At 33.9% G+C, this 19,969-nt stretch carries 21 protein-coding genes; 14 read left to right on the top strand and 7 right to left on the bottom strand.

From position 1 onward, the window contains the following. The 5 genes from QL232_RS20715 to QL232_RS20695 all read left to right on the top strand — a co-directional run bounded on the left by QL232_RS20715 (nucleotide 1) and on the right by QL232_RS20695 (nucleotide 6,768). Nucleotides 1-1,425, top strand: a complete 1,425-nt coding sequence (locus QL232_RS20715; protein WP_281615608.1) for a glycoside hydrolase family 125 protein — start codon at nucleotides 1-3, stop codon at nucleotides 1,423-1,425. A gap of 64 nt (nucleotides 1,426-1,489) precedes the next feature. Further along, nucleotides 1,490-2,578 (top strand): carbohydrate-binding family 9-like protein, encoded by a 1,089-nt coding sequence (locus QL232_RS20710; RefSeq protein ID WP_281615607.1) that lies wholly within the window; start codon nucleotides 1,490-1,492, stop codon nucleotides 2,576-2,578. 33 nt (nucleotides 2,579-2,611) lie between these two features. Continuing rightward, nucleotides 2,612-3,682 carry a putative glycoside hydrolase gene (locus QL232_RS20705; RefSeq protein WP_281615606.1) on the top strand — a complete coding sequence of 357 codons (1,071 nt, stop codon included), beginning with the start codon at nucleotides 2,612-2,614 and terminating at the stop codon, nucleotides 3,680-3,682. A 172-nt stretch (nucleotides 3,683-3,854) separates the two neighbouring features. After that, nucleotides 3,855-4,694, top strand: coding sequence for an endonuclease/exonuclease/phosphatase family protein (locus QL232_RS20700; RefSeq protein WP_281615605.1), 840 nt, complete (start codon nucleotides 3,855-3,857; stop codon nucleotides 4,692-4,694). A gap of 43 nt (nucleotides 4,695-4,737) precedes the next feature. Beyond that, nucleotides 4,738-6,768: a glycoside hydrolase family 97 protein gene (locus tag QL232_RS20695; RefSeq protein WP_281615604.1), complete on the top strand. Its 2,031-nt coding sequence runs from the start codon at nucleotides 4,738-4,740 to the stop codon at nucleotides 6,766-6,768. 60 nt (nucleotides 6,769-6,828) lie between these two features. Here QL232_RS20695 and QL232_RS20690 read toward each other — a convergent pair whose 3' ends face one another. Continuing rightward, a complete protein-coding gene (locus QL232_RS20690) occupies nucleotides 6,829-7,713 on the bottom strand; it encodes a hypothetical protein (RefSeq protein WP_281615603.1) in 885 nt (294 codons plus the stop codon). Nucleotides 7,714-8,030: 317 nt separating this feature from the next. Here QL232_RS20690 and QL232_RS20685 point away from each other — a divergent pair, with 317 nt between their 5' ends. Next, the gene (locus QL232_RS20685) at nucleotides 8,031-8,927 is read left to right on the top strand and encodes a Dyp-type peroxidase (RefSeq protein WP_281615602.1); all 897 of its coding nucleotides are present in this window, start codon (nucleotides 8,031-8,033) and stop codon (nucleotides 8,925-8,927) included. A gap of 56 nt (nucleotides 8,928-8,983) precedes the next feature. Here QL232_RS20685 and QL232_RS20680 read toward each other — a convergent pair whose 3' ends face one another. Both QL232_RS20680 and QL232_RS20675 read right to left on the bottom strand, forming a co-directional pair. Continuing rightward, a complete protein-coding gene (locus tag QL232_RS20680) occupies nucleotides 8,984-9,526 on the bottom strand; it encodes a sugar O-acetyltransferase (RefSeq protein WP_281615601.1) in 543 nt (180 codons plus the stop codon). A 96-nt stretch (nucleotides 9,527-9,622) separates the two neighbouring features. Beyond that, complete coding sequence (locus QL232_RS20675) at nucleotides 9,623-10,840, bottom strand: hypothetical protein (RefSeq protein ID WP_281615600.1); 1,218 nt, start codon at nucleotides 10,838-10,840, stop codon at nucleotides 9,623-9,625. A gap of 209 nt (nucleotides 10,841-11,049) precedes the next feature. On the opposite strand from QL232_RS20675, the gene QL232_RS20670 reads away from it, so the two are divergent. Together QL232_RS20670 and QL232_RS20665 are read left to right on the top strand one after the other, a co-directional pair. After that, a complete protein-coding gene (locus QL232_RS20670; protein ID WP_281615599.1) occupies nucleotides 11,050-11,313 on the top strand; it encodes a rhodanese-like domain-containing protein in 264 nt (87 codons plus the stop codon). 79 nt (nucleotides 11,314-11,392) lie between these two features. Then, complete coding sequence (locus tag QL232_RS20665) at nucleotides 11,393-12,271, top strand: MaoC/PaaZ C-terminal domain-containing protein (protein WP_281615598.1); 879 nt, start codon at nucleotides 11,393-11,395, stop codon at nucleotides 12,269-12,271. On the opposite strand, the gene QL232_RS20660 is transcribed toward QL232_RS20665, so the two are convergent. Then, nucleotides 12,257-12,778: a GNAT family N-acetyltransferase gene (locus QL232_RS20660; protein ID WP_168884865.1), complete on the bottom strand. Its 522-nt coding sequence runs from the start codon at nucleotides 12,776-12,778 to the stop codon at nucleotides 12,257-12,259. The two genes, QL232_RS20665 and QL232_RS20660, sit on opposite strands and share 15 nt — an antisense overlap. Nucleotides 12,779-12,919: 141 nt before the next feature. Between QL232_RS20660 and QL232_RS20655 the strand changes: the two genes are divergently transcribed. The 3 genes from QL232_RS20655 (at nucleotide 12,920) to QL232_RS20645 (ending at nucleotide 15,416) form a co-directional block, all read left to right on the top strand. Then, nucleotides 12,920-13,705 (top strand): tRNA pseudouridine(38-40) synthase TruA, encoded by a 786-nt coding sequence (locus tag QL232_RS20655; RefSeq protein WP_281615597.1) that lies wholly within the window; start codon nucleotides 12,920-12,922, stop codon nucleotides 13,703-13,705. 473 nt (nucleotides 13,706-14,178) lie between these two features. Further along, nucleotides 14,179-15,084: a hypothetical protein gene (locus tag QL232_RS20650; RefSeq protein WP_281615596.1), complete on the top strand. Its 906-nt coding sequence runs from the start codon at nucleotides 14,179-14,181 to the stop codon at nucleotides 15,082-15,084. Then, nucleotides 15,084-15,416: a tRNA-binding protein gene (locus QL232_RS20645; protein ID WP_281615595.1), complete on the top strand. Its 333-nt coding sequence runs from the start codon at nucleotides 15,084-15,086 to the stop codon at nucleotides 15,414-15,416. Before QL232_RS20650 ends, QL232_RS20645 begins: the two co-directional genes overlap by 1 nt. Before the next feature lie 39 nt (nucleotides 15,417-15,455). Here QL232_RS20645 and QL232_RS20640 read toward each other — a convergent pair whose 3' ends face one another. Together QL232_RS20640 and QL232_RS20635 are read right to left on the bottom strand one after the other, a co-directional pair. Continuing rightward, nucleotides 15,456-15,776 (bottom strand): DUF3467 domain-containing protein, encoded by a 321-nt coding sequence (locus QL232_RS20640; protein WP_168884861.1) that lies wholly within the window; start codon nucleotides 15,774-15,776, stop codon nucleotides 15,456-15,458. A 7-nt stretch (nucleotides 15,777-15,783) separates the two neighbouring features. Next, nucleotides 15,784-16,038 (bottom strand): hypothetical protein, encoded by a 255-nt coding sequence (locus QL232_RS20635; protein ID WP_168884860.1) that lies wholly within the window; start codon nucleotides 16,036-16,038, stop codon nucleotides 15,784-15,786. A 311-nt stretch (nucleotides 16,039-16,349) separates the two neighbouring features. Between QL232_RS20635 and QL232_RS20630 the strand changes: the two genes are divergently transcribed. Both QL232_RS20630 and QL232_RS20625 read left to right on the top strand, forming a co-directional pair. Then, complete coding sequence (locus QL232_RS20630) at nucleotides 16,350-17,966, top strand: ATP-binding cassette domain-containing protein (RefSeq protein ID WP_168884859.1); 1,617 nt, start codon at nucleotides 16,350-16,352, stop codon at nucleotides 17,964-17,966. A gap of 177 nt (nucleotides 17,967-18,143) precedes the next feature. Further along, the gene (locus QL232_RS20625; protein WP_168884858.1) at nucleotides 18,144-18,323 is read left to right on the top strand and encodes a hypothetical protein; all 180 of its coding nucleotides are present in this window, start codon (nucleotides 18,144-18,146) and stop codon (nucleotides 18,321-18,323) included. 43 nt (nucleotides 18,324-18,366) lie between these two features. Here QL232_RS20625 and QL232_RS20620 read toward each other — a convergent pair whose 3' ends face one another. Next, a complete protein-coding gene (locus tag QL232_RS20620) occupies nucleotides 18,367-18,927 on the bottom strand; it encodes a 1-acyl-sn-glycerol-3-phosphate acyltransferase (RefSeq protein ID WP_281615594.1) in 561 nt (186 codons plus the stop codon). A 196-nt stretch (nucleotides 18,928-19,123) separates the two neighbouring features. Here QL232_RS20620 and QL232_RS20615 point away from each other — a divergent pair, with 196 nt between their 5' ends. Further along, complete coding sequence (locus QL232_RS20615) at nucleotides 19,124-19,960, top strand: PstS family phosphate ABC transporter substrate-binding protein (RefSeq protein ID WP_281615593.1); 837 nt, start codon at nucleotides 19,124-19,126, stop codon at nucleotides 19,958-19,960. The last annotated feature ends 9 nt before the right edge of the window (nucleotides 19,961-19,969 follow it).

Raw genomic sequence — 19,969 nt, 5'->3', positions numbered from 1 at the left:
ATGAAAAGAAGAAGTTTTTTAAAGACAACTGGATTAGTAGCGTCAGGTTTAACTATGACAGGTTCAGGTGCTTTAGCATCTGAGTTATTAAAAGATAAATATGTATCCAATAGACTTCCGTTAAATGAAAGAAAATTTACATCGGAGGCAGTGGAGAAAGTAATAAAAAAGGTAGCAAAGAAAATTTCTGATCCTGAATTAAGATGGATGTTCCAGAATTGCTATCCTAATACATTAGATACAACCATTGAGTTCAGTATCGAAAATGGAAGGCCAGATACCTTTGTCATCACAGGTGATATTCCTGCTATGTGGCTTAGAGATTCTACAGCACAAGTGTGGCCTTATCTACCTTTAGCTAATGAGGACGATGAGTTGAAGTTAATGATCAAGGGATTGGTGAATCGCCAATCGGCTTGCATCTTACTTGATCCATATGCCAATGCTTTTGAAAAAGATGAAACTGTAAAATCACATTGGGCTGATTCTGATATAACAGATATGAAACCAGGTACTCATGAAAGAAAGTGGGAAATCGATTCATTATGTTATGCAGTAAGGCTAGCCAATGGATATTGGAAAAAAACGGGCGATACTTCTATTTTTGATGATCAATGGAAAACAGCATCAAAACTTATCTTAAAGACTTTTAAAGAACAACAGAGAAAAGATGGTGTGGGACCTTACACTTTCTCAAGAAAAACACAGAAGTATGAAGATACCATGGCCAATTGGGGTGCTGGAGCATCTTTAAAACCATGTGGTTTGATTGTATCAGCGTTTAGACCTTCAGATGATTCAACTTTATTACCATTCTTGATCCCATCGAATTACTTTGCAGTTGCGTCTTTAAGACAACTAGAAGATATTTATACGAATGTAATTGGAGACTCTTCTTTTGCAAAAGAGTGTGCAGCATTAGCAGATGAAGTGTCAGAAGCATTAAAAAAATATGCTACTAAAGATCATTTAGAATATGGTAAGATATTAGCTTTTGAAGTAGATGGTTTTGGTAACCAATATTTTATGGACGATGCCAATGTGCCTAGTTTATTATCAATGCCTTATTTAGATTGTATGGATGTAGAAGATCCATTATATCAGGCCACGCGTAAGTTTGTTTGGAGTGAAGATAACCCGTACTTCTTTAAAGGAAAATTTGAAGGTATTGGTGGTCCACATGTTGGGTTGGATTATGTTTGGCCAATGTCGATCATTCAAAAAGGGTTAACCTCAACAGATGCAACTGAGGTGAAGTGGTGCTTAGAACAATTAAAAGCAACACATGCAGATACAGGCTTTATGCATGAATCTTTCCATAAAAATGATCCTAAGAAATTTACTAGATCTTGGTTCGCCTGGACAAATACTTTGTTTGGAGAACTAGTCTATAAGGTTTATCAACAGCACCCAGAATTATTATAAATTAAATTTTTTCGGAGAGGTATCTTCATGATACTTCTTCGATTAAAATGCTTTCAATAAGAAGATGAGAACACCTTTCTTAATTATACAATTAGTCATTCTTCCACTTTTTACTTTTGCTCAGGTTTATCCTACACCTGAAAGTTATTTATGTTATTCAACTTCAGAGCCAATTGAGGTGGATGGAGTTTTAGATGAGGAAGATTGGGAAAAAGCAGAATGGAGTAAACTGTTTGTTGATATTGAAGGGGATAAACAACCTGCACCTCTTTTTGAAACAAAAATGAAAATGCTTTGGGACAAAGATTATCTTTATATCGCAGCAGAATTGATAGAACCCCACTTATGGAGTACGATTGAAGAAAGAGATGCCGTGATATATCAAGATAATGATTTCGAGGTATTTATTAATCCGAACCCAAATTCTCATCAATATTATGAATTCGAGATGAATCTGCTTAATACAGTCTGGGATTTAATGATGACTAAACCATACAGAGATGGTGGGTCCTACATGAATGCTTGGCATATTGAAGGACTCAAGTCTGCGGTGAAGTTGTATGGGACAATTAATGATCCTTCTGATATTGATGATAAATGGACCTTGGAAATAGCCTTCCCATGGGCAGTCTTAGCACAGGAAAAACCAGTACTGATTTATCCTGAAGAAGGTAGAAGGTGGAGAATTAACTTCTCTAGAGTAGAATGGCAACATGAAGTAGTTGATGGGAAGTATACAAAGAAGATCGACCCTAATACAGGTAATTCTTTTCCCGAATACAATTGGGTATGGTCTCCACAGGGAGAAATAGCCATGCATATGCCAGAACAATGGGGATACATCCAATTCACAGAAAATAAAGTTGGGGATAAAAAAGATATTGATGTTTCTGAGACAGAAAGTGAGAGGTTATACCGTCAACTTTTTGATATTTATAGAGCACAAAAGAACTATTGGCTGAAATATAGAGAGTATGCCTATAGTTTAGATCAATTGGGGTGGAAGACTCCATTTCTCTACAAGGGAACAGAAGTTATTCCTGTAATAACTAAAATCCCTGGTGGGTATATTGTTTCTCTAGAAATACCTCAGGAGAAGAAGACATTAATGGTAAGATACGATAGTTATGGTGAAGTAATTACTCACCCATAGATTAAATAAAGAATTATTACTTAAGCACTTGATATGAAAAAAAGAGAATTTTTAAAACTAGCTGGATTAACAACAACAGGAGTAATGTTAGGGCTTCCGGCCATTGGGGAAAATATAAAATTACCCAAAAGGTGGATGTGGCTACATGCTCATGATGATTGGAGTGATGCACAATGGGAAGAAAAACTAGATCAACTTAAAGAAATTAATATAGAAGCTGTTCTATTGGGAGGCACCAAAGAAACATTTGAGAGGATGTATCCTTTATTGAAAAAAAGAGATATTGAAATGCATGCTTGGATGTGGACTTTGAATAGAAACGGTGATAAAGAAGCACAAAAGCACCCAGAGTGGTATACAGTCAGTGGCGATGGAAGGTCTTGTCATGAGTACCATCCATATGTTGATTATTACCAATGGGTATGTCCTTCGCAAGTACCTGTTCAAGATCATATTATCAAACAAGCAAAAGAATTAGCCCAAATTGAAGGAGTAAAAGGAGTACATTTAGATTATGTTCGTTATTCTGATGTGATTTTAGCTTCATCTCTACAACCTTTATATGGTATCGTTCAGGATAAAGAGTACCCTGAATATGATTTCTGTTACTGCCAGACATGTAGAGATAAGTTTCTAGCGGAATACGGTGAAGATATCTATGATATGAAAGACCCTACACAATCTGCAGATTGGCGTCAGTTTAGATATGACTCTGTGACACATTTGGTAGATAGAATCTATGATGCGGTACATAAAGAAGGAAAATTATTGTCTGCTGCTGTCTTTCCTTATCCTGAATTGGCAAGAAAAATATGTAGACAATCATGGGATGACTTTAAATTAGATATGGTATTCCCAATGATTTACAATAATTTCTATGAAGAGCCGATCGACTGGATTAAGTTCGCTACAGAACAAGGAGTAAAAGATCTGAAATCTAGATATAAAGAACCATTATACACTGGTCTTTTCCTTCCAGCATTGCCTAAACAAGAAGATCTTGAAAAAGCATTGGTTTTAGCTAAAAAAGGAGGAGCAAAAGGTTTTGCCATCTTTGATTTAGGAGGAATGAAAGATCCTCATTGGGAAGCTTTGAAGAAGTAAATTAAGAGTAATGGAGTAAAGTATTGGTCAAAGGTATTTTACTCCTTTACATCGTTTTATGGCAATATAACAGAGTTTAACACGGCTGAGATATTTACATCATCTTTCTAAGGAGGAAAATAAAATACCTTTGTTATACAAAAAGAAATCCTAAAAGATCGCTATTCAGATTATGAGAAAAATACTCGCATTATTAACCTTGTTTATCTTATCCAACTTCACCTCCATAGCACAGCATAATAGTATGAATGTGATGTCTTACAACATCCGTTTAAATACTCCATCAGATGGTGATAACGCTTGGCCAAACCGAAAAGATTGGGTAGTGGATATGATCAAATTTTACCAAGTGTCAATTCTTGGAACACAGGAGGTATTACCAGATCAATTAGAAGACTTAAAGAAAGGTCTACCACACATGACACAAATTGGAGTGGGTAGAAAAGACGGTAAAAGTGGAGGAGAATTTTCAGCAATCTTTTTTGATACTCAACAATATAAAATGTTGAATTCTGGTACTTTTTGGTTGTCAGAAACACCTGAAAAACCATCAACAGGATGGGATGCGGCATTACCAAGAATATGCACATGGGCCATTCTTAAACATAAAAGTACAAAAAGAACAGTGGTGGTGATGAATACACATTATGATCATATAGGTCAGGAAGCAAGAGTAGAATCATCAAAGCTATTAATTAAGAAATCACAGGAGTTATCACAAAATGGTAAATACCCAGTTATTTTAATGGGAGATTTTAATACTCAACCTCAAGATAAGCCTGTTCAGATTCTCAATGAATATTATCAAAACACCAGACAAATCAGTCTAACAAATCCGTTAGGTCCAATAGGAACCTGGGAAGCTTTTGATTACAATAGTCCTTTAGATACCCATATTGATTTCATTTTCACTTATGGATATTTTAAAGTGTTACGATATGCACACATTACAGAAGCTAGAGGTCAGAAATTTCCTTCAGACCACTTACCTGTATTTGTAGAATTACAATAAACAAAAACCAACCTAACTCATTAGGATATTATACTTAATTAAAATGAAGATTATAAAACTATTTGTTTTTCTATTATTATCAATTTTATCTTTCTCATGTACACCAAATTATATGGTGGCCAATTCTCCAGATGAAAAGTTAATCGTAGAAGTATCGGTAGATGATAAAGGGGCTCCTTGGTATTCGGTTACTTGGGCAGGTGAACCTATCATCAAAAAATCATATTTAGGTTTTGAGTTAAAAGATCAACCAGCAATGATCAACAATTTTGAAATTGTGGGTGAGATTAGAAATACAATGAACCAAACATGGGAGCAACCATGGGGTGAAAATAAAAAGGTATTAGATCATCATAATGAACTTACAGTAAACTTAAGGGAGAAAGATGGTTTAAAACGTAAAATGAACTTAGTTTTTAGAGTATTTAATAATGGTGTAGGATTCCGATATGAATTCCCAGAACAAGATAACCTGAAGGAATTTGTTATTATGGATGAAAAAACACAATTCCAGTTATCAAATAACCATGATACTTGGTGGATTTGGGCTGATTATGATACTTACGAAAAGCTTTACAACCATACAGATGTAGATTCTGCAAGTTGGGTGGCAACGCCTGTAACTTTCCAAACGAAGGAAAACTATTTTATTAGTTTACATGAAGCAGCTTTAACCGATTATGCTGGTATGACACTTAAGCTGTCTGATGACAAAAAATATACTTATGAATCGGCATTAGTACCTTGGGCAAATGGCGATAAAGTAAGAACAACTGCACCGAGTAAAACGCCTTGGAGAACAATTCAGGTAGGACGTCAAGCTAGTGATCTTGTCAATTCGAATATGATCATCAACCTTAACGAGCCGAATAAGATCGAAGATACATCTTGGATTAAGCCTATGCAGTATTTAGGTATTTGGTGGGAATTTCATATTGGTACTAAAGAATGGAAAGAAGGCCCAAGACAAGGAGCAACTACTGAAGAAGCAAAGAAATACATTGATTTCGCCGCAAAGCATAATATTGGTGGTGTAGTTGTTGAAGGTTGGAACTCAGGATGGGACAAGTGGGGAGAGAAGGATGCTTTTGACCACATCACTCCAGCTAAAGGTTACGATTTAGAAGCGGTTGCAAAATACGCAAATGATAATAATGTAGCTCTTATAATGCATAATGAGACTGGTGGTGATATTCCATCTTACGAAAAGTATATGGATGAAGCGTTTAACCTGTATGAAAAACTAGGTATTAATGCTCTAAAAACAGGCTATGCAGGAGGGATTTTCCCAAGAGGAGAACACCATCATGGTCAGTTTATGGTGAATCATTATAGAAAGGTGGTAGAAGAAGCGGCAAAGCATAAAATTATGTTGGATGCTCATGAACCTATAAAGCCTACAGGAATTAGAAGAACTTGGCCAAATATGATGACTAGAGAAGGTGTAAGAGGTATGGAATGGAACGGTTGGTCAGATGGTAACCCTCCAAATCATACATTAATTTTGCCATTTACTAGAATGTTAGGTGGGCCTTTAGATTATACTCCAGGTATTTTTGATGTGAAATACGAGAACTCACCAAATAGAGTGGCTTGGAATACTACTGCTGAGATCATGAACGAAGCGAGAGTTCATACTACTTTAGTGAAACAAATGGCATTATCAATTATTCTTTATTCACCATTGCAAATGGCATCTGATTTAGTAGAGAACTACGAAAAGCACCTTGATGCATTTAAATTCTTATCATCATCTACAGCAGACTGGGATGAAAGTAAGATGTTAGCAGGTGAAATTGGCGAATATGCGATCACTGCAAGAAGAACAGGTGATGAGTGGTTTATTGGAGCTGCCACAGATGAAAAAGGTAGAGCAGTAAGTATTAATTTAGATTTCTTAGAACCAAATAAGGTGTATAAAGCAATTATTTATACTGATGCTCAAGGAACAACTTATCTTAATAATCCTAAGAATTATGAGATTGTTGAGAAGAATGTGACCTCGAATGAGACAATGCTAATTCAAATGAATGCTGGTGGTGGAGAGGCTATCCACTTCCAAGTATTACAATAGAAAAGCAAAAAATTAGATATAAAAAGGGGATGATATAATGAAATATCATCCCCTTTTTCTTTATGCTGTTGCTGGAACGAATTCCTCATGTTTCTCACGAGTTCTTTTCCATCTTTTGTGAGTCCAAAGCCAGTATTCTGGACGCTTCTTAATTTCTTTCTCTAACATTCGAGTATGTTTTTCTGTAATAAAACCATGCTCTTCTTGTAAAGGCTGATCTGTTACCAACTCAAAGTTCAGTCGATAATAACCTCTTTTTACTTTGGTAATCTTAGTGAAAATAACAACCATATCATTCTCCTTGGCATACTTTTCTGGTCCAAAGAAACATGCAGTTTCTTGATTTAGAAAATTAGTCCAAATTACTTTCTTACTGTAAGTTGGAGATTGATCTGCTCCGAAAATTAATCCAATAGGCTTCTCATGTTTCGACTCAAAAAATGATTTTGCGTAATCCTTTTGGATCATATTCATACCAAATTGAGAACGAGAAGTTGTAATCTTCTCATTGAAGAATTCATTACTCAATTTAGAAAACAAACATGAAATCTGTCTACCAACACTAGCCGTAGCTGAAGTTGCAGCATACTCAAAGTTATTATAATGATGACCAATGATACATAGGTTTCTATCCTTGTACTTATTGATCAAGTCCATATCATCATATACACATCTTTCTAACAACTCCTTTTCAGAGATATTGAACATCTTAAAGCTTTCACATATAAGATCACATAGGTGTCGGTAGAATTTTGATTCAATTTCCTTAATTTCTTCATCGCTTTTTTCGGGAAAAGAATTATTTAAATTCGTTCTTACTACAGTAGTTCTATATCCAATCAGTTTATAAAGAACAAAATATAAGAAGTCTGATATTTTGTACAGTACACTGAATGGAAGTATAGTTATTGGCCATATGAAAAGACCATACAATATTTTCGTCATTAGTTATAGTTGTAAGTAAATATTGAATTGAAGTTAGACAGATTTTACGCCTGTCTGCTAACGGATCTTAATATAGGAAATAGTATTGTGTAAACAAAAAATGATGAATGAGTGTTCACCTTTATTGGTTTCCCTTTTCATTTATTAGATAAAGAATAACGTTTCTAATATATTAAGTATTAGCATATTGTCTTTGTCTGTTTCAATGATTAGAGATATATGTCATCTTATTTACAATAATTGTATGATATCTTTAACCTGTTCTAAGACTAATACGTTAAAATAGTCATCAATCAAAATAATAAAACTACTACCCCATGAGTAATTATCAAAAGGCAATTTTTAATGAAACAACAAATACCTTTAATGTAACAGAATTCACAATCACTGATTGGAGTAATGTACAAGAATTAAAGACATCAATAAAAAAAGCATTAGAGAAAACATCTAATGATATTGATATTGTAGTTTCATTTGGTAAAAAGCTTTGGGAAACACTAAATCCAGCAATTAAACCAGCTCAGTTAAAGGATTTTGCTACTCTACAAGGAAAAAATGGATACAGCATGCCTGCTACACAAACAGATCTTTATTTTAGAATTATCGGTAATGATACTGCATTAGTACTAGACCAAACGATCCACATCCAGGAAGCAGTAGCGAAAGTGGCTGAAGTAGCAATCTCGGAAAATGGATTTATTTATAAAGATCATAGAGACTTGACAGGCTTTGTTGATGGTTCTGCTAATCCAAAAGAAGAAAAGAAGTATCTTGCAGCATTAATCGCAGATGGAGAAATAGGAGCAGGAGGGAGTTATGTATTTCATCAGAAATGGATTCATAATCTGGCTAAATTTAATGACCTTCCTCAAGCTGTTCAAGAGAAAATTATTGGTAGAACGAAGCCAGATTCTATAGAGTTGGAAGGCGATGATATGCCAAAAGATTCTCATGTATCTAGAACAGACGCCAAACATGATGGGGTGGCTATGAAAATATGGAGACGATCTTTCCCTTATGGTAATGCTAAAGAAAGAGGTTTGTTCTTTATTTCGTATGCATGTGATCCATTCAGAGTAGATATTCAACTAGATAGAATGTTGGGTAATACCGAAGATGGAGTTTCAGATCAGATTATGAATTACTCTGAAGCTGTTACGGGTGGATATTCATTTGCACCTTCTGTTGAAGATTTAACGACTGCACTTCAATAAGTGCAATTAGAAATAAATAAAAATAGCCCAAAACGTAAGTCTTGGGCTATTTTTATTTATATATGCTTAATTACTTTACAAGGGTTTCCCACTGCAACAGTATTGGCAGGGATATCTTTTGTAACAACACTTCCGGCACCAATGGTAACATTTTCTCCAATGGATACGCCTGGTAGTATTACAACATTTCCACCAATCCATACTCTATTCCCAATAGTAATAGGTTTTCCAAATTCATCTCCTCTAGTTCTTTGTATTGGATCGATAGGATGTCCTGCTGTAGCGATTAATACATTTGGTGCAATAAAAACATTATCTCCAATTGTTACAGGAGCAACATCTAAAATTGTTAGGTTAAAATTGCTGTAGAAATTATCGCCAACAGTAATATTATAACCATAATCACATCTAAATGGAGCTTCAACATTGACATTCAATTGATCTTGTTGAAATAATTCTTCTAAAATCTTAGCATTCAAATCTATAGGAGAGTCATTGTATTGTTTACATAATGTTTTTGCTCTTTTACGATCTTGAACTAAGGTGGTGTCATCTGCATTATACAGTTCACCAGATATCATTTTTTCTTTTTCTGTCATGGTAACTACTAGGTTATTTTACCAATCAATTTAAAGAATTAAACTTTTACTAAAAATAAAAGCCTCTACTAGAATAGAGGCTCTCACATTTATTAATTATTTTTTGATACCAAACCTGTAATTAATACCTGTCATCAGAAACTTATTATTGTCTGCAATACCATATTCACCTCTAATAGCAAAATGTTTATTGATTTCCAGACTAAAGCCACATTGTACAGTCCAAGCTTGTATTAATTCTTTTTTGATACTGTATTCAACAGCCGTATTATTAATTCTGTCTTTAAATTCTTTTGATACAGTTTCATTTAAGAAGTTATTGAGTTGAGATCCATCTGGTACTCGCCCAAGTTCTTTTTCAATTTTTCTCTTTATAGGCATTGGAAGTCCATCATATAATTCTGCAATCTTATTTTCTATACCGTCATTAATTGGACCTAATGGTATTTCATCAGGAATTTTATCTCCAGGCAACACAGAACTTAAGTGGATATAACCTGGGCTTGGTTCATCAGATACAAAATTTCTATTCATTGCACCCACATAAAAAGCAATGCTTTGTTTTCCGTGGTTTAATGGAATTCTTTTACCAACTCTTACTGAGTATGTGCTTACTATTACGTTCGATTCTAGTAAATCTGTTTCCGTAGTTGAGTAGTTCACGTCAACAGTACCAAACCATCCTTTAAATCCATAGGCCATCGTTACACCACCACCAAAAGCAAGAGCATCGAAAGTTTCTGTAGAGATATCACCTAAACCAATGGCTGTAGTACATTTTACATCAGACACCATACCGTAAACATTCATAAATGGAAGGATATACATATCCATTCTATAGTTCATACCAGTAGCTGTAGCTAATGTAACATCATTTTTTAGTTGATCTAAAATAGGACCTTTTACAATGTTATCAACAGTTTCTTGTGGAAGGTTTTTACCAAAATAAGGTGCTTTTTTTGGGTTGCCATCTTTATCTAAAATAGGTTGCCCATTTTCATCTTGTTGAAATTCATTGACAGGTTTAAAGCCAACATCAAGATCGGTAATGTGCATACCCATAGAGCTATTCACGTAACCTGCACTAAAACCAATTGGCAATGGGAGTGAATAACCTCTATCATATACTTTTTGTCCCCAAATAGGGAATCGGTAAGGATAAACTTCTTTTTGAATTTCGATTAAAGATGAAGAAGAGTCAGTTTTTATTTTATTAATATTTTCTGACGTTTTATTGATGATTTGTGCGTTTGCTATACCATTAAAATAGTACAGTGTTACCAAAATGAAGCTAGGAATAAGTCGTTTAATCATAAAGAATAAAAAAGGTTGTAAACTTTTAATGAGTGAATGATAAATGCGATAAGTCACACAAAAGTATAAATAGGGTAACAATGTTTCTGTTTATGAAAGTAAATACTTATCAATAAATGAAAATGGAATTTTGTCAATGTGATAATTGTTACACTCAATGAAAAAGCATTCAATTATCTTTGAAGTATATTATTTAAATATATAAAAACATGAATTATAGAGAGTTAGTGAATAACGGTACGCCGTTATTAGACGTAAGATCGGAGGCAGAGTTTAATGAAGGACATATAGAAGGTGCAGTCAATATACCCGTTAATGATGTACAAAGAAGAATGGATGAAGTAAAAAATTTAGGTTCACCACTAATTGTTTGTTGTCTTTCTGGAGGTAGAGCAGGAGTGGCAAAGGCATTAATTGAAGCAGCTGGAGTAAAAGAAGTGTATAATGCAGGAGGCTGGGAGAGTCTTCTGTAATACTATATAGATGTCGGATAGATAAGCATATGTTGTTTTTCAGCATATGCTTTTTTTATATTTACGAAAAAAAAACTCTATGAAAGTCGATAAATCATTATTACTTCAACAGAAGCCGATGTTGAAAATTGTGGGTAAAACATTTTTACAAACAATATTACCATTCTTAGCTAGTAGCAAGAAACATGATTTATTGCCACAAGAAACATTGCTAAATCCTCCATCAAAGAAACTTATTGAGAGTTATATTACTTGGAGTGGAGGTACTGTCGGAAATTATGAAGGAATATTGCCTCCGCATATATTTAGCCAATATGCTTTGCCTTTTGGATTAAGCTTATTAGAAAAAACTCCTTATAAATTGGCAAAAGTGATTAACCAAGGTGTAGATATAAAGGTATTAGGTGAGTTAAAAGATAACCAACCCATTTTTGCTAGAACGGAGATTGTAGATATAAAAGAAGACAATGGAAGAGCAAGGGTACATCAGAAATTGGTAGCTGGTGTTGATTCGTCTTCAATCGCTTTGGAAGTACATTTATATACGGCTTTTATTATTGGCAAACGAGAAAAGAAAAAAACGAAAAGGGAAGAAGTAGAAAAGAATTTAATTGAAGTAGGAGAGTGGAGTGTAGCCAAAAATGATGGGTTTAATTTTGGCGTACTTACAGGGGATCTGAATCCATTACATTGGGTGGATGTTATCGCTAAGGCAACACCATTTAAAAGCACAATTTTACATGGCTTTGGACAATTGGCTAAGACTTACGAACTCCTTCAAACTAAAGAAGGGAAAATGATATCTGATATTAGTATCAAATTTATTAAACCTGTTAAACTACCAAATAGAGGAGTTAAGGTTTTACGTTCTGAAAGTGTTGACGCCAACAACAGATATCACTTAGAACTTCAAGATCAAAAAGGAACAACTTTAATGGTAGGATCATTCTGCTACTAAGTTGTAGACACTATTTAGTAGGGTTTCTTTTACCATATCAAACCCCGTATCTTCGATTTTAATAGGCCAAGACATTAACCTCATGTCTACTTCCCGTCCATTCTTTTGAAGTGGAGGTTGGACAAAATGAGTAGCATTATAATGAAAGTCACATTGCTCATAAAAAGAGATACGCTTCTTTTGTAATTCATTGCTTGGAGCTTCAACTTCAAGAATAATACAGTAATGTTTGTACATCTGTGTAAAGTAGCTCATGATCTTCTTTCCAAAACCATTTCCTCGAGCTTCTTCAGCAATCGCTAAGTATTCTATATACACGAATTTATCTAATACTCTAAAGGCAATGAGACCTACAATATTATTGTCAATTTCGATTCCCTTAAATTGAAGTTGACCATGAGATATCAGTTGGAGAATATCTTTTTGTGAACGCTGTTCATCAAGTGGGAAAGAGGAAGTATAAATTTCCCATAGTCTGTCAAAATTTCCATCAGTTATAGTAATCATAGTGAATTAAAAATATAAGGTTTATACTATTGAACGATTGATTAGTTTTTTAGTTGGTTAATGATTTTAAATAGTTTGTTTAAGATACCATGCTATGTGAAATAATTCTGATAATTTTGGTCATCAAAAATCAAAAAAATAATGAAAAATAAGAGACATAATTATTTAATTGAGGTTCAGTATGTTGGTTACAGGTTTCATGGGTGGATGATCCAGCCTGGCTTCAAAACGGTTCAAGGCATGATTAATAAGACCATTAATTTTGTATTGGGTGGAGAAGTAAAATTTAAAACTTTGGGAACATCCAGAACTGACACCTATGTTTCTGCTAATCATTCTGCATTTGAGCTGTTCGTATGGAAAGAGTTAGATGAAGAAGAGTTTTTTACATTATTCAACCATAATCTACCTCAGGATATCAGAGCATTATCTATAAAAAAAGTGGATGATAAGTTTAATATCATTCAAGACCCAAAAACAAAAGAGTACCAATACTTATTCACTTTTAATGAAAAAATCCATCCCTTTTGTGCTCCCTACATGGTGAGTATTCAACATGATCTAGATTTAGAATTAATGAAAGAGGGAGCAAAGTTATATGAAGGGACTCATTATTTTGGAAGATTTTGTAAGCATCCCAAAGAAGGGGTTAGTCTGGAAAGAACGATTGATTATTGTGAGATAAAAGAAAACCTTCATATTACAGCCTCTTTCTTTCCTGAAAAGAGCTATATCTTCTATGTACATGGAAAGGGTTTTATGAGAAACCAAGTAAGGCTTATGATAGGGACTTTGTTTATGTTAGGAAAAGGAGAGTTAACTTTAGAGGATATCAAAAAAGCATTAGAACCATCAGAAGATAAAACTCAGTTGGGGTATGTAGCACCAGCCTCAGCATTGAACTTACACAAGATCACATTTGAGTAAAAACAAAAAAAGTTATCCACATCGCGGATAACTTTTTAATTCCTTTAATAACCCAAAAACTATTTCTTATTGCTGCTTTATGTTATAAATATAAGGGGAATTTATTGGAACTTCCAAAGTTTAAGGTCGAATTATTCATACAGTAAAGGCGTGATCAGTGTTATGGGTAGTTTTTGAATTTTTAAGAAAATTTGGCTAATAATATGAAAATTTAAAGAAATAATATAAATATACAGATACTTTATCTTGTCTTCAATAATATTATTTGTCATAACTTAATATTTGTAAAATTAAATTTGATGACATTTTTATTGATTTTATTAAAAGTTAAAATAAGTTAAACAGTGACTTTGATCATTAAAAATGTAGCAAGGTGTGATTTTAAAAAATCCATTTGTCTAAAGTATTTTGAAAGATGTATATTACAGAAAACTAAAAACATGCATCAATTTTAATACTAAAAGAACAAATCAATGGTTAAGTTCATTATTAGACTTTTTCTAGTTTCATTTCTTATACTAATAGGGATATTTGGGTATTTTTTCTTTGCTGGTGAGATAAAAAATACGCTTCAATTTGATGAGGATCGATTTGTAAGTATCCAAAAATTTATCAAGCAAGGTAAGATTGAAAGTTTACAACAAGCAAAACTTCAGCTCAATGTTATATCAAGTGATTTCAAACAAGATAGTGTTGTTATACTAACAAATCAGTTGAACGAAACCGCAATGGTACAAGCGAAAGTATGTTTGTCCAAAGAATGGTATGGTGCCTGTAAAGAATACCTAAATTTAGTATCGGCAGATTATAAACCCAACGAAGTGGCAGGGATAAGAAGTAAACTTGACAAAGCTCTTATCGAAAAAAATGTAACCAAAACGAAAACTTACCTAAAAGAAAGGAACCTTGATAAATCTAAGGTCTATTTTGCTAAAATTGATTCTACTTACAACAAAAAGAAAAGACAACAATTAGAAGATAAAATCTACCTTCTTGAAAACGAATTAAAACTCGAGGAAGTAGAAAACCTGATCGATCAAAAGGAATTTGATGATGCTAGAGATAAAATTGCTGAGGTTGATGAGAAGTTTAACCGTAAAATGGTCGCTGAATTATCAGAGCAAATAAATCAGAAAGAAAAAATTGTCAACCTATTAGATGATGATGGTTCAATTATCGCCTTTGTTGATGAATTTAAGACTTCTATGAACGATCCAGCTTCTTTTGAACATATTGAAACAACAGTATTTGAAAAGGGAAAATACCTTCAAGTCAGTATGGAGTACCGAGAGGTAAATACTTATGGAGCTAAAGTTTTAAACAAGGTGGAAGCAAAATTAAATGAAGACGGTTCCATCAAAAAAATAATAAGGAAATAATGATTGATTGGAATGATTTCTCAAAGGTAGACATGAGAGTAGGGACAATCATTGAAGCCGAAGTGTTCGAAGAGGTAAAAAAGCCTGCCCTGAAAATTAAAGTAGATTTTGGGCCAGAAATAGGAATTAAAAAAACATCAGCTCAGATTCGAGCCTTATATGAACCAAAGGATATAATTGGGAAACAAGTAATAGGAGTGGTTAACTTTCCTCCAAAGCAAATTGCAAGTATTATGTCTGAAGTATTGTTATTGGGGGCTTTAGGAGACGGACAGGATGTTATATTACTCACCACAGATAAACCAGTAAAAAATGGTTTGCCAGTGAGTTAATAAAAAAGGGACACCTTAAAATGGATGTCCCTTTTTTATTTATTGAGGATCTTGGTTACTTAAACCAAAATTCATTGGAAACTTAGGAGCTTCTTCAGTTTTACCTATTGGGCCAAACTGTGCTTCATATTTCTTTAGATTATCCTGTAATGCCATATATAATCTTTTAGCATGTTCAGGAGTAAGAATAATTCTAGATTTAACCTTAGCTTTTGGAAGACCTGGCATCATACGAATAAAGTCAATCACGAACTCACTGTTTGAGTGTGCGATCATGGCTAGATTTGCGTAAGTACCTTCAGCAACTTCGTCGCTAAGTTCAATATTAATCTGATTTTCAGGTTTTTTTTCTTGATCCATCTTTTTCTTAACTTTTATCTTCTTTAGCTAATAAATAAGCACCAGCGTGTAGCATCTCGTAAATTACATAATAGTAACCACCGAGGGGATGGTCTTCATCATATTTATCACTTTCGGCTAACATCTCAAAAGCAGCTTCAATTACTCTTTCTCTATATTTACCAGAGACAAATTCTTTAGTAATTTTTGCGGCAGCTTCATGCTCAGACTCTTTAGAAAGGTCTTTGTACTTTTTTATTAATACTTCAATTTGCTCATTCATATGGCAATTTAGGTGTTTGAAATTGATTAACCCAAGTTTACCACTTCAAAACCTTATAAAATTTATATTTTAAAAGGGTTACAGATAACATAATCTACATGAATAATCTTAGTTTAGTCTATTATTAATAAGGATTATACTAAGAATTATATTCTTTTGAAGGGGTCGTTTTTACCTAATATTGTCAGTCTGAATTTATTGGCTAAAAAAAATAATTACATTTTATTCAAAAGTATTTGTACCTCAAATTTTTAAACCAAAGGACAAAAACATACTTTTGCACCAATATTTGAATATCTCATAATTATATAATGATTACAGTATCAAACTTAGGCGTTCAATTTGGTAAACGTGTTTTATTCCAAGATGTCAATCTTAAATTTACTGAAGGTAACTGTTACGGTATTATCGGTGCCAATGGAGCAGGTAAGTCGACTTTCATGAAAACTCTATATGGTGCACAAGATCCTACTAGAGGAAGTGTATCTATTGGTAAAGGTGAAAGACTTTCTGTTTTAAAACAAGATCACCACGAATTTGATGATTGTACAGTGTTGGATACTGTTATGATGGGTCATGATGAATTATGGGATATCAAAAAAGAGCAGGAGACACTCTATGCAAAAGAGGATTTCAATGAGCAAGATGGTATTCGTATTTCTGAATTAACAGAAAGATTCGAAGATCTTGATGGTTGGAACGCAGAATCTGATGCAGCCAACTTATTAAGTGGCTTGTTTATCTCAGAGGACTTGCATTACCAAACAATGTCAAACCTTAGTGGTAAGCAAAAAGTACGTGTTCTTTTAGCACAAGCATTATTTGGTAAGCCAGATAACTTATTACTTGATGAGCCTACCAACGACTTGGACCAAGAGACAATCTCATGGTTAGAGGATTACTTAGCGAACTTTGACAGAACGGTATTGGTAATTTCCCATGACCGTCACTTCTTGGATTCGATCTGTACTCAGATAGTAGATATTGACTTCCAAAAGATTTCATTGTTCTCTGGTAACTACTCATTCTGGTACCAGTCATCTCAATTAGCATCGCGTCAGCAAGCACAACAAAACAAGAAAGCTGAAGAGAAAATCAAAGAATTGAAAGAATTCATTGCTCGTTTCTCAGCTAACGCCGCTAAATCAAAGCAAACAACTTCTCGTAAGAAGATGTTGGAGAAATTGAACGTTGAAGAAATTCAGCCTTCATCAAGAAAATACCCTGGTATTATCTTCACTCCAGAAAGACAAGCAGGTAATAACATCTTAGAAGTAGAAGGCTTAACGAAGTCAATTGATGGCGACGTAGTTTTCAAGGATGTTGAATTCAATATGCAGAAAGATGATAAAATCGTTTTCATTTCTAGAGACCCTAGAGCGATGACGGCTTTATTTGAAATCTTAAACGAGAATGACACAGATTATGAAGGTGAATTTAAGTGGGGTGTTACAATCACTACGGCTTATTTACCTTTAGAGCATGGTGAATTCTTCGAAAATGACTTAAACTTAGTAGATTGGTTAGGTCAATATTCTCACGATACTTCAGAAGCATTTATCAGAGGTTACTTAGGTAAAATGCTATTCTCAGGTGAAGAGATTTTCAAGCAGTCATCTGTATTATCAGGTGGTGAAAAGATGCGTTGTATGATGTCGAAAATGATGTTGTCAGATGCCAACTGCTTGATCTTAGATTCACCTACCAACCACTTGGACTTAGAGTCGATTCAAGCGTTGAACAACTCATTGATGAAGTTCCCTGGAAATATCTTAATGTCATCACATGACCACGAGGTAATCCATACCGTTTGTAATAGAGTAATTGAATTAACTCCAAATGGTATTATCGACCGTCATATGCCTTATGATGAGTACATCAATTCAGAACAAATTAAAGAATTAAGAGAGAAGCTTTACGCAAAGTAAAACTTCTTTTCTAAGGATATATCAAGCCATTCTGTCTACACAGGATGGCTTTTTTATTTGATTTTATTCTCTTTAAATACCTTAATGAATTGTATAGGTTGTTAAGTGTAATGTCACAATGTTTCAGAAGTGTGTCTATAGATAAAGATTTATACGAATACTAATTTTAAACTACCGATGAAATTCATTTTTAAGTTATTATTATTGATCATGACATTCACTTTTGTCTCATCTTGTCAAGAAGAAGACCCAACTCCAGATGAGGAGTTTGACTTTAGAGATGATCCAAACGATCCAGATGATATTTATTATCCTTACAATGTTATTGAGGAAGAAGAGTCTAAGACATCTAACTAAAAATAAAGAAGGTTGCATATTCTAAGAGTATGCAACCTTTTTACTATTCGATTTCTTCTTTTCTAATTCCTTTTTCTGGGTGTTTTCCTACAAAGTTATAGAAGAAGCGTTTGATTCTTACTATGTCATCATCCACATTACCCGTCGGTATGAAACGTTCACCAATAACCACTCTCTTCGTCTTAAAGCACATGCCTGCCATAACAATCGGAACCTTTGCTCCATTTGCAATGTGATAAAACCCTGTTCTCCATTTTGGATTATAAGAGCGAGTGCCTTCTGGTGTTACAGCAATAATTAACTCATCTCTTTTATTATACTCTTCAATTGCCAAATCAACCAATCTTGTATTGCCTTTTTTTCTGTGAACAGGAATTGCTCCTAATTTTAATAGAAACCATCCTAATGGCCCAACACATAAAGAGCTTTTGATAAAGAATTTCGATTCAAAACCTAGAAGCTCTCTTGCTGGAACACCCACTAAAAAATCCCAAAAACTGGTATGAGGCCCCACTACTACTACACATTTTTTTACATCCTCAGGAACCGTCCCATCGATCTTCCACCCAAAAAGTTTAAACAACCAAACCCAAAGAGATTTCATTTCTGTTAATATTGAATTAATGTAATTACACGTCTTAAAGTAACAAAAATACCGTTTTTAGCTAAAATTTTTACTTTTTTATCTTCCAATAGTGCAATTAGTGTACTGAAAACATCAATAAAACGTAAACTTTCCTTCTTATTAACTTAATATTTATAGCCCATTTTTGTGATGAACAACAAACTATACTAAGACAATGAATCTTAAATTATCTCGTCAATTCATTACTACGATTATCTTATTACTCCTAAATATTCAATTTACAATAGCACAGAAGGATACTTTAAATGGTTTAGGCAGTGATACAATGCTTCCATTAATGGCAGCTTTAGCGAGCAACTATGGTACTCCAGAAGAGCAAGTACTAGAGGTTGAAGGTGGTGGTAGTTCATTAGGGTTTAAAGGTCTTGATGAATATCAAGCAGAGTTTGCCCTATCATCTAGAAAAGTAAGATCAAATGAGAAAACTGATATAGAGAATAATTATGATCAATTGATAGAAAAAGTAATCGCTTACGATGCTCTGTCTATTATTGTTCACCCTTCCAATCCGATCAACAAATTAACGATGAAACAGTTGAAAGGGATCTTTACTGGAGAAATTAAAAATTGGTCAGAATTAGGAGGAGAGGATTTACCTATACAAGTGGTAACGAGAGATCAATACTCAGGAAGTTATGGGTTTATGACATCAGTTGTTATTCAATCAGAAAAATCACCTGCCGATGTAAAAGAGGTTCACTCCAATGCAGGTGTTGTTGATAAAGTTAGCAAAATTCGAGGGGCCATTGGGTATTGTGGTATCGCCTATGTAGAAGAAGTGGTACAACCGCTGTCTATCAGTTCCCAGCCATCAAATTTTGTCTATCCATCTTTTAGAAATGCATTAAATAAGCAATATCCACTTTCTAGACCACTGTACCTCTATTACAGAGGTTCTGATAAACGAAAAGTACAAGACTTTGTCAATTTCGCTTTATCAGATAAAGGGCAGCAGATCATTGCACATAAAGGGTATATCCCAGTATTATAAATCATACTA

Source organism: Flammeovirga sp. SubArs3 (genome assembly GCF_947387565.1).
Classification (GTDB): Bacteria; Bacteroidota; Bacteroidia; order Cytophagales; family Flammeovirgaceae; genus Flammeovirga; species Flammeovirga agarivorans.
The sequence above is the reverse complement of the archived record's forward strand: the minus strand, read 5'-3'. Positions and strand labels throughout refer to the sequence as shown.